Source organism: Thalassospira sp., assembly GCF_002709775.1.
Lineage (GTDB): Bacteria > Pseudomonadota > Alphaproteobacteria > Rhodospirillales > Thalassospiraceae > Thalassospira.
Genome location: NZ_PAQR01000004.1, coordinates 22,448 through 35,968, shown reverse-complemented (window position 1 = coordinate 35,968; position 13,521 = coordinate 22,448). Strand labels below are relative to the sequence as shown.

The 13,521-nt window shown below is 57.5% G+C and carries 9 protein-coding genes; 6 read left to right on the top strand and 3 right to left on the bottom strand.

Annotation, left to right across the window (positions count from 1 at the left end; genetic code table 11):
* The first annotated feature begins 24 nt into the window (after window positions 1–24).
* Window positions 25–483, top strand: coding sequence for a heme-degrading domain-containing protein (locus tag CMO10_RS01800; RefSeq protein ID WP_297018610.1), 459 nt, complete (start codon window positions 25–27; stop codon window positions 481–483).
* Between the two features lie 6 nt (window positions 484–489).
* Here the strand turns inward: CMO10_RS01800 and CMO10_RS01795 are convergent, their stop codons facing one another.
* Window positions 490–888 (bottom strand): GFA family protein, encoded by a 399-nt coding sequence (locus CMO10_RS01795; protein ID WP_297018609.1) that lies wholly within the window; start codon window positions 886–888, stop codon window positions 490–492.
* A gap of 36 nt (window positions 889–924) precedes the next feature.
* Window positions 925–1,947, bottom strand: a complete 1,023-nt coding sequence (locus CMO10_RS01790) for an NAD(P)/FAD-dependent oxidoreductase (RefSeq protein ID WP_297018608.1) — start codon at window positions 1,945–1,947, stop codon at window positions 925–927.
* A 230-nt stretch (window positions 1,948–2,177) separates the two neighbouring features.
* On the opposite strand from CMO10_RS01790, the gene tsaE reads away from it, so the two are divergent.
* The 5 genes from tsaE (at window position 2,178) to trxA (ending at window position 11,640) form a co-directional block, all read left to right on the top strand.
* Window positions 2,178–2,654, top strand: a complete 477-nt coding sequence (gene tsaE, locus CMO10_RS01785) for a tRNA (adenosine(37)-N6)-threonylcarbamoyltransferase complex ATPase subunit type 1 TsaE (protein ID WP_297018607.1) — start codon at window positions 2,178–2,180, stop codon at window positions 2,652–2,654.
* Window positions 2,651–4,534 (top strand): phosphotransferase, encoded by a 1,884-nt coding sequence (locus CMO10_RS19770; protein ID WP_363928320.1) that lies wholly within the window; start codon window positions 2,651–2,653, stop codon window positions 4,532–4,534. The genes tsaE and CMO10_RS19770 overlap by 4 nt, the downstream gene beginning before the upstream one ends.
* Entirely contained in the window at window positions 4,534–7,695 is a 3,162-nt protein-coding gene (addB, locus tag CMO10_RS01770; RefSeq protein ID WP_297018606.1) for a double-strand break repair protein AddB, read from the top strand. Before CMO10_RS19770 ends, addB begins: the two co-directional genes overlap by 1 nt.
* Window positions 7,692–11,156, top strand: coding sequence for a double-strand break repair helicase AddA (gene addA / locus CMO10_RS01765; RefSeq protein WP_297018605.1), 3,465 nt, complete (start codon window positions 7,692–7,694; stop codon window positions 11,154–11,156). Before addB ends, addA begins: the two co-directional genes overlap by 4 nt.
* Before the next feature lie 163 nt (window positions 11,157–11,319).
* A complete protein-coding gene (trxA, locus tag CMO10_RS01760) occupies window positions 11,320–11,640 on the top strand; it encodes a thioredoxin TrxA (protein ID WP_008888557.1) in 321 nt (106 codons plus the stop codon).
* Window positions 11,641–11,715: 75 nt separating this feature from the next.
* Here trxA and CMO10_RS01755 read toward each other — a convergent pair whose 3' ends face one another.
* Entirely contained in the window at window positions 11,716–13,401 is a 1,686-nt protein-coding gene (locus CMO10_RS01755; protein ID WP_297018604.1) for a methyl-accepting chemotaxis protein, read from the bottom strand.
* Window positions 13,402–13,521 lie beyond the last annotated feature (120 nt).

Sequence of the window (13,521 nt, the reverse complement as noted above, 5' to 3'; positions counted from 1 at the left end):
CGCTATTTGACCAAGGAGCCCCCGATGGATTTGGACCAGCTTGCCAGACAGGAAGACATTCTGGTGTTTGACCGCTTTGACGAAGACACCGCCTGGTCAATCGGCTCCAAACTGGTGGGGGTTGCGCAGGCGAAAAATGCCCCGGTCGCGGTTAATATCCGCACCCCGGACCGCACCCTGTTTCATGCATCCCTTGCCGGTGCGAAACCGGCAAATGATGCGTGGGCGCGCCGCAAAAGCAATCTGGTGCTGCGCGAACATCAAAGCTCAATGCGTTTTGGTGCGGAACTGAAAGCCAAGGGTAAAACATTGGCCGATCACGGTATTGATTTTGCCGACTATGCCGATCACGGCGGCAGCTTCCCGATCCGCGTTGCCAGTGTGGGTGTGATTGGCGCGATTACGGTTTCGGGTCTCGCATCGCACGAAGATCACGGCATGATTGTTGATGTTCTGGCTGAGCATCTTGGTGTTTCGATCTGAGATAACTCAGTCGAAATGCTCGATATCGGGATCAACGCCGGCAAAGCTTGTCAGGGCTGTGCGCATCCAAAGATGCTTCTTTGCCTTGAACGGGCTTGGATCGTCAAAGCTTCCAAGGCGGAAATCGATGAAACTGTCGTCATCGTCCTTGCGCCAGGTGATGCTTGATCCGCATTTCGGGCAAAAGCCGCGATACTTGCCGGGCGAGCTTTCATAATCGGTCGGTTTGCCGTCCCACAAAACGGCGCTGGCCGGGAAGCTGACAAAGGTCGAGACACCTGAACCACTATCCTTTCGACACATGCCACAATGGCAATGATTGCCGCCAATCGGCTCCCCGGATGCAACAAAGCGCACCGCGCCACAAAGACAACCCCCATGATGTTCGGGATGTTTTGTGGTCATGGTGCGCTTCCTTGAAAACTTTGACCAAATGTCGGGTTATTCGTTCGGAACACCCGTCGTGGTCGAATATTCGAAGTGGAATTCCTTGTCCGGGAACAGGTATGAGCGCGCGGCGTGGATCGCACTTGCACCTTCGGCAAAGCCCGACAGGATCAGTTTGAGCTTGTGCTCATAGGTCGCGATATCGCCGATGGCAAAGATGCCCGGGACCGATGTTTCCATGGTCGCCTGTTTGACGCCGATATGGTTCTTCTCAAGATTAAGACCCCAATCGGCAATCGGGCCAAGTTCCATGGCAAGACCAAAGAACGGCAGAAGATGATCGGCTTCAAGCTCGCGCTCTTCACCCTTGAGCGTCGCGACAACCACGTGTGACAGGATGCCGTTTTCACCCTTAAGGCCTTTCAGCTGATAGGGAATGACCATCTCGATCTTGCCGGCTTCGGCCAGCGCCTGCAGCTTCGCACTGCTGTCAGGGGCGGCACGGAATTTCGGACGACGATGGACAACCATCACCTTGGCCGCAATGTCATGCAGCGAAAGGGCCCAGTCGACAGCTGAATCACCGCCACCGGCAATCACGACGTTCTTGCCGGCAAAGTCGGCACGACGTTTGACGTAATACTGAACGCCACCCGATCCTTCGTAATCCTCAAGACCATCCATCGGCGGCTTGTTCGGGCCGAATGCACCGCAACCGGCTGCAATCACAACCGCACCGGCGTCAATCACGGTGCCCTTGGTGGTTTCCAGCGTGAAACGACCATCGTCGCGTTTCTCAAGCTTGGTGACCTGCTGACCCAGATGATAGGTCGGCTCAAACGGATCGGCCTGTTTGGCAAGCTGATGAATAAGGTCCTGACCGGCAATCTGCGGGTGGGCCGGAATGTCAAAAATCGGCTTTTCCGGATACAGCGCGCTGCACTGGCCGCCGACCATATCAAGCGCGTCAATCACATGGGATTTAAGCCCCAGCATACCGGCTTCGAAAACCGCAAAAAGCCCGACGGGGCCTGCGCCAATAATGGCAATATCTGTGCTATGCGATGCGTCTGACATACTTCTTCCATCCAAATAAAATCGAATTTGGGTAGGGTGCTGACCCCAAGCCCGGCGGTGTGCGGGATTTCTTATGCAGCCAGATAGCATCTGGGGCACGATATCGCAATGTAAACCGGCCTTTTTCCGGCTTTGCGTCGTGAATTGCAGCACATGGGTCAAAACTCATTGCGAAAGGCCGCATCAACCCCCTAAAACAGAGTGCAAGAGCCATTCAAAAGACGGACATCATGACCAGGACAGTCACTGTCAGCGATCAGAACGGGACCGAAGCCCTTGCCGCCAAGCTTGCCGCTGTTGCCAGGGCAGGCGATGTGATCTTGATGCATGGCACATTGGGCATGGGCAAAAGTGCCTTTTGCCGGGCCTTCATCCGGGCCGTGGCCGATAACCCGCATGAAGAAGTCCCCAGTCCGACTTTCACACTTGTGCAGATCTATGAGCTTGATCGTGTGCCGGTCTGGCATTTTGACCTCTATCGTTTGTCCGATCCCGAAGAAGTCCATGAATTGGATATCGAGGATGCCTTTTCCGATGCCATCAGTCTGATCGAATGGCCGGATCGGTTGGAATATCTTACTCCGGAAAACCGACTTGATATTCATATCGAACCCGGATCGACCCCCGATGGGCGTGTGTTTAACCTTGAACCGCATGGTGAGGATTGGACCGCGCGGATCAATGATCTGGTGGTAAGCCCGTCATGAACCGCGCAAGCCCCGATCAGGAACGCCGCAACGCCGAACGCCATGATTTTCTGGTCACGTGTGGCTGGCAGACCGCGCAGGTCATGCCGTTGGTTGATGATGCCTCGGCCCGGAAATATTTCCGCCTTGAACGGCGTCATGACACCGCGCTTCTGATGGATTTTCCGCCCTCGGCCATTCATGTCGATCCGCATGGTATTCATGACAGTCCCGAACGCCCGGCCTCGGTAAGCCCGGTTTTGCAAACCACCAGCCTGTTTCAAAAGGCCGGTTGGCGGGTGCCGGAAATCTACGCGGCGGATGAAAAGCGCGGGCTGGTCCTGATCGAGGATTTCGGTGACATCACCTTTGCCGAGGCGCTTCAAGGAAGCGCGATGCTTGATAGCACAACTGAGGATGCGCTTTATCTGCGTGCCGTCGTACAACTGATCACCCTGCATCGCTTCTGCGACGCGGGCGGGATGAATGATTGCCGTCTGGTGCGCTATGGCCCGGAAAACCTGCGCCGGATGCTGGCAAGCTTCAAGACCGATTATCTGCCATTGATCATCCCGGATGCGGCCAAGCGCGAGGCGGCAAGTACCGCTTTTGATCAGCTTCTTGAAACCGTCTTGCCGCTCTGCTGGCAGGTGGGGGAAGTGATCATTCACCGCGATTATCATGTTGATAACCTGATGCTGGTCGAAAATGGCGAGGGCGGCGATGATTGCGGCATCATTGATTTTCAGGACGCCGCCATTGCGCCAAGGCCCTATGATCTGGCTTCGCTCCTGCGCGATGTGCGCTATGATATCGGCCCGGATCTTGAAACGCGAATGAAGGAATACTATCTCGCCGCGTTCCCGGATGTTGATCGTTCTGATTTCGAAACGGCTTATATCGCGACATCGATGGTGCGCAATTTCCGCATCCTTGGCCGGTTTGGCTGGCTTGCGATCAAGGCTGGCAAAACCCGCTATTTCGACTTTATCCCGCGTTGTTGGGACATGATCCTGCGTGGGGCTTCTGATCACTTGCCAGCCCTTCAGGATTGGGTGGATGCCCATATCCCGACCGATGCGCGCACCGCCCCCGGCACTTGTGAAAAACCAAACCCCATCCGGCAAAGAGGCAAACTCATGAGCGCACCAGAAACAAAGGCACAGGCCATGGTTCTGGCGGCGGGCCTTGGCAAGCGCATGCGCCCGATCACCGATACAATGCCAAAGCCGCTGATATCGGTCGCGGGCAAGCCGATGCTCGATCACGTGCTTGATAAACTGGCAAATTCCGGTGTCACGCAGGCCGTGGTTAATTCGCACTATCTTGGTCAGCAGATCATTGATCATGTTGCCGACAGAACCGCGCCCGCCATTGTCACCTCGCCCGAGGTGGATCTACTTGAAACCGGCGGCGGGGTTAAAAATGCGCTCTCGAAGCTTAATGACGATGCGGTCTTGGTTGCCAATGCCGATGTCTTCTGGACCGAGGGTTCCGAGCCACTGTTTGATCGCCTGATCAATGCCTTTGACCCGGAACATATGGACGCGCTTCTGGCTCTTTATCCGGTTGCAGATGGCTATGGTTATGACGGGGCAGGCGATTTCTTCTGGCAGGTGGATGGGCGGCTCAAACGGCGCGGTGATGCGCCGTCAGCCCCTTATTTCTTTACCGGTGTGCAGGTATTGGCACCGCACCTGTTTGAAAGCACACCCGATGGCGCCTGGTCGCTCAATGTCGTTTATGACAAGGCGCTTGCGGCTGGTCGGGGTTATGGTCTGGTGCATGATGGTGGATATTTCCATATCGGTACGCCAGAGGCGCTTAAGGATTCCGAGCCTGTCATCGCCAAGGCGCTTGAGACTGAGCGCGCCAAGAAAGCTGCATCCGGGGGAGTTTGATGGCCGACCTGTTTGATTACATGGACGCGCCCGACTATGACGAAGCCTCCTTCGCCGGCGAGGTCACGCCACCCTCAAACCTGTTTTTCATCCCGCCCGGAGTTGCCTTTGCCGATCTGATTGCCAAACAGCTGATCACTGAGACCGCTGATCAGCCAGATGCGCTGCCTGACTATGTCCTGATGGTGCCTAACCGGCGTTCCGCCAAGGTGATGCGCGATGCCTTCTTGCGGCAATCGCAAGGTGCCGTAACCCTGCTTCCAACCATTCGACCGCTGGGCGAGGCAGATGAGGATGAATTGGCGATTTATGGTGCGGGCGGCGAACAGGCGGCTCTTGATCTGCCGCCCGCCATCCCCGATCTGCAGCGCAAGTTGCTTCTGACCCAGCTCATCATGGGCCGTCCCGATCATCGCGGTGAAAAACCAACTGCCGATCAGGCTGCCCGTCTTGCTGGCGAACTGGCGCGCTTTCTTGATCAGGTGCAAACCGAAAACTGCGCCTTTGACGACCTCAAGGGACTGGTGCCCGAAGAATTCGCCGAACACTGGCAGCTCACCCTCGAATTTCTGCAAATTCTCACCATCCACTGGCCGGGGATTCTGGCTTCGCAGGATGTCAGTGACAGGGCGATGCGGCGTAATGCTCTGATTGCCGCACAGATCGATCTTTGGGATGTAAACCCGCCCGAAACGCCGGTTCTGATCGTTGGCTCCACCGGCCCGTTTCCGGCCTTGCGCGATTTGATGAAGGCAGTTCTCGCCATGCCACAGGGCCGCGTGGTTCTGCCCGGTCTGATGGCGGGGCTGAGCCACGAAGACTGGGCGGCGATTTCTGACGATGCCGCCCATCCACAACATCTTCTGGGTAAGACGCTCGGCCATATTGGTCGTCATGCCGACAGTGTTCTGCCTTGGCCGGCCCTTGACCCCGAAAGCGATGCCTCCATCGAACGTCGCCGTCTTGCCCGCGAGGCGCTCAGACCTGCCAAAACCACCCATCACTGGCGCTATATCACAGGCTTCGCCGCGGATGTGATGGATGGCGTTTTGCGTGTTGATTGCTCTGGCGCGCGCGAAGAGGCAACCACGATTGCCCTTATGATGCGCGAGGCGCTTGAACATCCCGAAAAGACCTGTGCGCTGGTTACCCCGGATCGTGGCCTTGCCCGGCGTGTGGCGACCGAGCTTCGCCGGTGGGAGGTCGAAATTGATGACTCGGCCGGTATCCCGCTGCATGACACCGCACCGGCGATCTATCTGCGTTTGGTCGTACGTGCCGTTCAGGAAGAATTCGCCCCGGTTCCGCTTCTGGAATTGCTGAAACATCCGCTCTCGGCGGCGGGGCTGTCACCCGAGACCTTCCGCGTTCTAACCCGCTTGCTCGAAAAGGAAGTTCTGCGTGGTGCCCGACCCGGGCCCGGGTTGGATGGGTTGCAAACCGCCCTTGATGGCTGGTGCGAGGATACCGTTGCTCGACTGAGTAATTCCGGGTCAGACAGTGCCATCGGCCGGATTGAGCGCATCCGCGATGATCATGCGCGGCTGAGCGATCTGGTCGCCCGTTTTAAAACCTGTCTTGATCCGCTTGATGACCTGACCGGCAACAAAACCCATGCGCCGGTCCATCTGCTGCGCAGCCACATCACTGCGGCTGAGGCACTGGCAGCCAGCGACACCCAAACCGGGGCTGATCGCCTGTGGCGCGGCGAAGCGGGTGAGGCATTGGCGGATTTTGTCCATGAATTGCTGAATGCACTTGGTGATTTTGCCTCGATGCCGGGCAACCGGTATGGCGCATTTCTGGATGCGCTTATGGCAGATCGGGCGGTGCGTCCGCGCTATGGCAAACATCCGCGTCTGTTTATCTGGGGGACGGTCGAAGCCCAGATGCAGCAAGCCGATCTGACCATTCTGGGTGGTCTTAATGAAGGCGTCTGGCCGCCGGAAGCCGGCGCTGATCCGTGGATGAGCCGCCCGATGCGCCGTAATTTCGGTTTGCCTGCGCCCGAACACCGGGTCGGGCAATCGGCCCATGATTTCCAGCAGCTGTTTTGTTCGCCCGATGTGGTGATGACCCGTGCCCTGCGTATCGAAGGTACGCCGACTGTGCCGTCGCGCTGGTTGTTACGGATTGAAAACATTCTTCGGAAATCAGGCGTTTCAATGGAAAAACCCGATGCAGCCGAATGGCGTGCGCTGGCCGACCTGATTGATGAACCCGCACCTGATATGCGTATCAAGATCGGGCGCCCGGCACCCAAGCCACCCGTATCAGCCCGCCCGGATCGCCTGTCGGTCACCCAGATCGAAACATGGATGCGCGATCCTTATGCCATCTATGCCCGTCATATCCTTGGCTTGCGCAAACTTGATGGTGTCGATGAGGATCCCGGTGCAGCCGATTACGGCAACCTGATCCACGAGGCCCTTGATCAATTCATCGCCCGTCATCCCGAACATTTGCCGCCCGACGGGGAACAGGAATTGCTGATTATTGGCCGTGAAGTGTTCAAACCGCTGGCCGCCCGTCCGGGCCTTTGGGCCTTCTGGTGGCCACGGTTCGAACGCATCGCCAAATGGTTCATCCAGACCGAAGCCGCCCGGCGGGATGCGGTGCGGAAATCCTATACAGAGCAGGCCGGAACCCTTGATACCAGCAGCGGTTTTCAGGTCTATGCCCGGGCTGACCGCATCGATGCGTTGCGCGATGGTGGCATTGCAATCATTGACTATAAAACCGGCGCCCCGCCCAGTCAGGGGGATGTTGCCAACGGCTTTGCCCCACAATTGCCGCTTGAAGCCGCGATTGCCGAAATGGGTGGCTTTGGCGATGTGCCCGCAGGCCCCCCGGCCAGCATGGCGTTCTGGAAACTCTCGGGCGGTGATCCGGCGGGTGAGATCGTTGAGATCAACACAGGCCGGATGAAAACCACGCCAGCCGAGCTTGCCCATGCGGCGGTGGATGGTGTCAACGGGCTTGCCGCGGCCTTTGCAGATCCCAAAACACCCTATCTCAGTGTGCCGCACCCCGATCACGCGCCGAAATATTCCGATTATGTCCATCTCGCCCGTCTGCGTGAATGGATGGGCAGCGAGGATGCTGATGACAGCGCTAACATCGAAGAAAAACAGGATGATGGCGAAGGGGACGCGTCATGACCGAAATGCGCGGAACCGATCCCAACGTCCTGCAACGCAATGCGTCTGATCCCAATGCATCGGTCTGGGTGTCGGCCTCGGCAGGTGCCGGCAAAACCAAGGTGCTCTCTGATCGCGTGTTGCGCCTGATGCTGTCGGGCACTGAACCGCATCGTATCCTGTGTCTGACCTTTACCAAGGCTGCCGCGGCCGAGATGGCCAACCGTGTCAATGAACGCTTGGGCCGCTGGGCCACGATGGAAGACCGCGATCTTCAGGCCGATCTTGCCAATCTTGCCGGCACAGCGCCCAGTGCCGATGAAACCATTCGTGCGCGCCAGCTTTTTGCGCGTGTTTTGGATGCGCCGGGCGGGATGAAAATCCAGACCATTCATGCCTTCTGTCAGTCGCTTCTGCGCCGCTTCCCGCTTGAAGCCGGTCTGGCGCCGCATTTTGAAATCATGGATGACCGTACAGCTGCTGAAACTATGGCCGATGTGCAGGAAGAGGTTCTGGCATTCGCCCGCACCGGCCGAGATGAAGATCTGGCCCATGCCTTGTCGGTCGTCACTAGCCAGGTCCGCGAAGGCGCCTTTGGCGAAGTCATGAGCGAACTGGCCCGTGAACGTGGCCGGCTTAAACGCATGCTCTCCAATCTTGGCGGGGCCAATCGCATGCGCGACGCGGTCTATAAGGCACTTGGCGTGCCGGTTGGGCTTGATGATGAAACCATTCTGGCCAAGGCGCTTTCCGATGATGCCTTTGATCACGATGGCTTGATGCGAGGGCTGGCAGCGCTTGAGGCCGGAACAAAAACCGATATCGCCCGCGTTCCGGCATTGGCGCAATTCCTTGAAAAGACAACTGTCGAGGACCGCCTTGCGGTGTTCAATGAATATCGCAGCGTCTTTTTCACCACGGCCGGTGAACCGCGTGCCAAGCTGATTACCAAGGGAGCGGCTGAAAACCATCCGATGGGTGCGGACGCGCTTGAGCAGGAATGTGCCCGTCTGATCGAGGTCGACCGCAAGCGCAAGGCCGCCGCCATGGCCGGTGCGACTTCGGCCCTGATTACCATCGGCAATGCGATGCTGGATCGCTATGCCACCAAAAAGGCCCTGCATGCCCGCCTTGATTACGATGACCTGATCCTGACCAGCTTGCAGCTTCTGCAACGTCAGGCCGGGATTGCCGGTTGGGTGCTGTTCAAGCTGGACGAGGGCCTGGACCACGTCCTGATTGACGAGGCGCAGGATACCAACCCCGAACAGTGGGAAGTGGTGCGTATTCTGGCCGAGGAATTCTTTATCGATGCCGGGCGTCATGCCGATAAGCCACGCACCATCTTTGCCGTCGGCGATGCCAAACAATCGATCTATAGCTTCCAGCGCGCCGATCCGGAGAAGTTCGCAGAAATGCGCCGATATTTCCGTGATCGGGCGCGTGAAATCGCCGCTGACTGGCGCGAAGTACCGATGAACATCTCGTTCCGCTCCACCGATGCGGTGCTGGGCACGGTGGACCGTGTCTTCGCCGGTCCGGTTGCCAAGCAGGGGGTCGGCGATGACGGGGCGGATGTTCTCCACAGCCCGTTCCGCGTCGGGCAGGCTGGCCGGATTGAACTCTGGCCGGCGGTTGAGCCCGAAGAACGCGAAGCCGAAGATCCCTGGACCCCACCAACCCGGATTGTTCGCCTTGAAGATCCGGAAATTCGCTTGGCACGTGTGATCGCCGGGCGTATTCGCCATGCGATTGATGAAAAGGAAACCCTGACATCACGCGGCCGTCCGGTCCGCGCGGGCGACTTCATGATCCTTGTGCGCCGTCGGACTGCCTTTGTTGATGAGGTCGTCAAGGCGCTGAAGGAACGCAACGTTCCGGTCGCTGGGGTCGACCGTATGCAGATCACCGATCAGCTTGCGGTGATGGATCTGGTGGCGTTCGGGCGGTTCCTGCTGATGCCCGAAGATGACCTGACCCTGGCCGAGGTGCTTAAAAGCCCGCTGATCGGCCTTGATGATGATCAGCTGTTTGAAATTGCCCATAATCGTCCCAGAACCCTGTGGTATGCTTTGCGTGAAAAGGCCGCCATGGTCGAAGATGGATCACCATTTGCGCGTGCCTACGCCTTTTTGTTCAAGTGGCTGGGCCGGGGCGATTACGAACGCCCGTTCGAACTTTATGCCGAACTTCTGGGCGGTCGCGGCGAAGAAGCCCGCGGTGTCCGCGCCCGTCTGGTTGGCCGTTTGGGGATCGAGGCCAATGACCCGATTGACGAATTCCTCAACCTCGCCATGGGGTATGAAGCCGACCATGCGCCGACGCTTCAAGGTTTCCTGCACTGGCTGATGGCCGGCGATGCTGAAATCAAGCGTGACCTTGAACAAAGCGGTCGCGATGAAGTTCGCATCATGACCGTTCATGGTGCCAAGGGGCTTCAGGCCCCGATCGTCTTCCTGCCCGATACCATGCAGGTGCCAACTCAGGCCCCGAACCTGTTTTGGCAGGAAGATCGCAACCTGATGTTCTGGTTGCCACGTGTGGCGCTTGAAACCGACATTGTAGCGCGCCTGCGCGATGACATCGCGCTCAAACGCGATCAGGAATATAACCGCCTGCTTTATGTGGCTCTGACACGGGCCGAAGACCGGCTTTACATTTGCGGCTGGCAGGGGCGGCGCAAGGCACCGGGGCATTGCTGGTACAATCTGTGTAGCCAGGCAATGGAAGGCTACGCCAAACCAGCACAGATTGATCTTTCGACCTATTCCGGATCGGGCTGGAACGGTGAAGGTTGGGTCTGGGAAACCGATCAAAGTCAGGAGCCAAAGCCCGATCGCACGGATGATGTTTCGAATTCAAAACAATCTACGAAACGTCAGTTGATCCGCGCTGTTGCCCCCGAAGAATCCTTCCCGCCCAAGCCACTCGCCCCCAGTCGTCCGCTCGAAGACGAACCGGCGGTTCAGTCCCCGCTTGGCGGCGATCAGGGCCAAAGCTTTAAGCGTGGCCTTCTGATCCACAAGCTTCTGGAACTGTTGCCCGATCTGCCAGTGCAGGCCCGCCAGAAGGCGGCGGAACGTTTCCTTGCCCAGCCAATCCATGCACTTGATGCCGATTTGCAGGTGGAAATCGCCAATGAAACGCTGGGCATCTTCGATAACTCGGATTTCGCACCGGTCTTTGCGCCGGGATCGCGGGCCGAGGTGCCCTTGGTGGGTATTGTTGGCGGGGACGTGGTTTCCGCCCAGATCGACAGGCTTGTGGTGCGTGATGATGAAGTGATGATTGTCGATTACAAAACCAATCGTCCGCCGCCACGCGATGTTGAGGACACGCCACGCGCCTATCGTCTGCAGATGTCGATCTATCGCGCAGCCCTTGCGCAGATGTATCCGGGCAAGAAGGTCAGGTGTTTCATCCTCTGGACCAACGGGCCGTGGATGGTGGAGTTGCCCAAGCATATTTTGACATTTTGCTGATGTTATCGACTCTGCGTCATGCCTGACTTCGCGCGGGTGTGATAATGCGCAGGGTCCCAATGCGCTTGACGTTTGCATCCGTGCTGCCTACCTTGGCCTCATAAAGCGGATCGAGGTTCGCGGGTTCGCCCGCCTTGCCTCGTAACAACTAGGATCTGAAAGTATGACCACGATTAAAGTTTCCGACGGTTCGTTCGATACCGACGTTCTGGGTTCCAACGACCCGGTTTTGGTCGATTTCTGGGCTGAGTGGTGCGGTCCGTGCAAACAGATTGCCCCATATCTCGATGAAATCGCTGGTGAACTGGGCGGCAAGCTCAAGATCGCCAAGGTGAATATCGACGAAAACCCGAACACCCCGGCGAAATACGGTGTTCGTGGCATTCCGACCCTGATGATCTTCAAGGGCGGGGAAGTCGCGGCGATGAAAGTCGGCGCACTGCCGAAAAGCGCCCTTGTCGACTGGATCAACCAGTCGATCTGATCTTCGTCGGATCATGAAATCAAAAAAGGCGGGCTGAATTTCAGCCCGCCTTTTTTCTGTTCGCTGCCTTTGAAATCAGGCGGCCCGGATGTCTTCAAGGAACCGCTTGATCTGCCACAGAAGGGCCTGCGATTTGTCCGACAGGCTGTTGGATGCGCTAAGCACCTCACCGGATGACTGACGTTCTTCCTCGGCAGATTCACGAAGGCCAACCACGTTATGCGCAACTTCCTTGGTGCCTGCGGCGGCTTCGGCGACGTTACGCGCGATTTCACCGGTTGCGGCGTCCTGTTCGCTCACGGCTGCGGCGATGCCACCGGCAACCTCGTTCAGTTCCTTCATACGCGATGACAGATGTTCAATCGCGCCAAGGGCACCTTGTGTGCTGTTCTGAATGCCTTCGATCTGCCCGGCGATGTCTTCGGTCGCGCGTGTGGTCTGATTGGCAAGGTTTTTGACCTCGGCTGCGACAACGGCAAAGCCTTTGCCAGCTTCACCCGCACGTGCGGCCTCGATCGTCGCATTTAGGGCCAGAAGGTTGGTCTGTTCGGCAATCGACTGGATGAGCTCAACCACTTCGCCAATCTTGTCTGATGCATTTGCCAGTTCGGCAAAGATCGAGCTGGCGTCATCTGCCTCATCGGCACCTGATTGTGCAATATCCGATGAACGGCTAACCTGGGCGGTGATTTCATCAATGGCGGCTGCCAGCTGCTCGGCAGCGGACGCAACTGTCTCAACGTTGGTTGCGGCCTGTTCGGTGGCGGCCGCAACATTTGCGGCCTGACTTGATGTTTGATCAGACTGGGCTGCCATGCCGGTTGCTGTGCCACGCAGTTGATCAACCGCGGCATTGACCACGGTCAGATCGCTTTCGACATCCTGTTCGAACTGTGCAATGCGGGCAGCGACCTGTTTGGCGCGTGCAAGCTGGGCATCGTTTGCGGCTTCCTGTTCCTTTTGCAGACGATCGGCTTTTTCACGGTTCTCCCGGAAGACTTCCAGCGCGCGGGCCAGATCACCGATTTCGTCCTTACGATCTGCAGCGTCACTACTGACCGAAGTATCCCCATCGGCAAGGCGTGACAGCGCCGCGGTGATGCCGCGCATTGGGGCGGTTGTGCTGCGTTCGATCGCAAAGGCGAGCCCGCCAATCACGGCCATGATGATCACGAGGGCGATAATATCGAGGGTTGCGACATTCCAGAAAGCAGCATCAACATCATCTGTATAAATGCCTGCGGCAACGACCAGATCCCAACCCTTTACCAGCTTGGCATAGGCCAGTTTCGGCTCATCATTGTTCGTGCTTGGGTGCGGCCAGACATAGGAAACAAATCCCTCACCTGCCTGAACGGCAACGGTGCTCAGATCCGCAATCGGGGTCGCGCCGGTCGGATCCTTGATTGACCCGGCACTTTTACCGACCAGATTGGGGGCCAGCGGATGCATTGCCATCGTGCCGTCGCGTTCCATGACAAAGACATAGTTGTTGTTATCAAATCGCTGGCTCGCAAGTGTGGCAAGCGCGGTTTCCTTCGCCTCGGCCTCGCTCATGTCGCCGGCCTTGGCGCGCTTGGCGTAGTCCTGAACGATGCTCGTCGACTGATCCACAACATAGCGCAGGGTGATCTTGCGATCTTCGACCATGGTTTCGTAAAGGGAGTACAAGTTCAGAATGGAAGACGCCGCCAGCGCGATTGCCACCAGAACCATTACGCCGCGCAACTTCCACGCGAATGAAAAATCAGAGAGCCTCATTGTAGGACCTAACCCGAATGTATGATGAGTGTATGTGGACCGATTGATCGAAGAAAAAGCAGATCAAGTGTGGCTATAGTGAACTCTGAGAATCATACATTGATGTGAATTAAATCACTG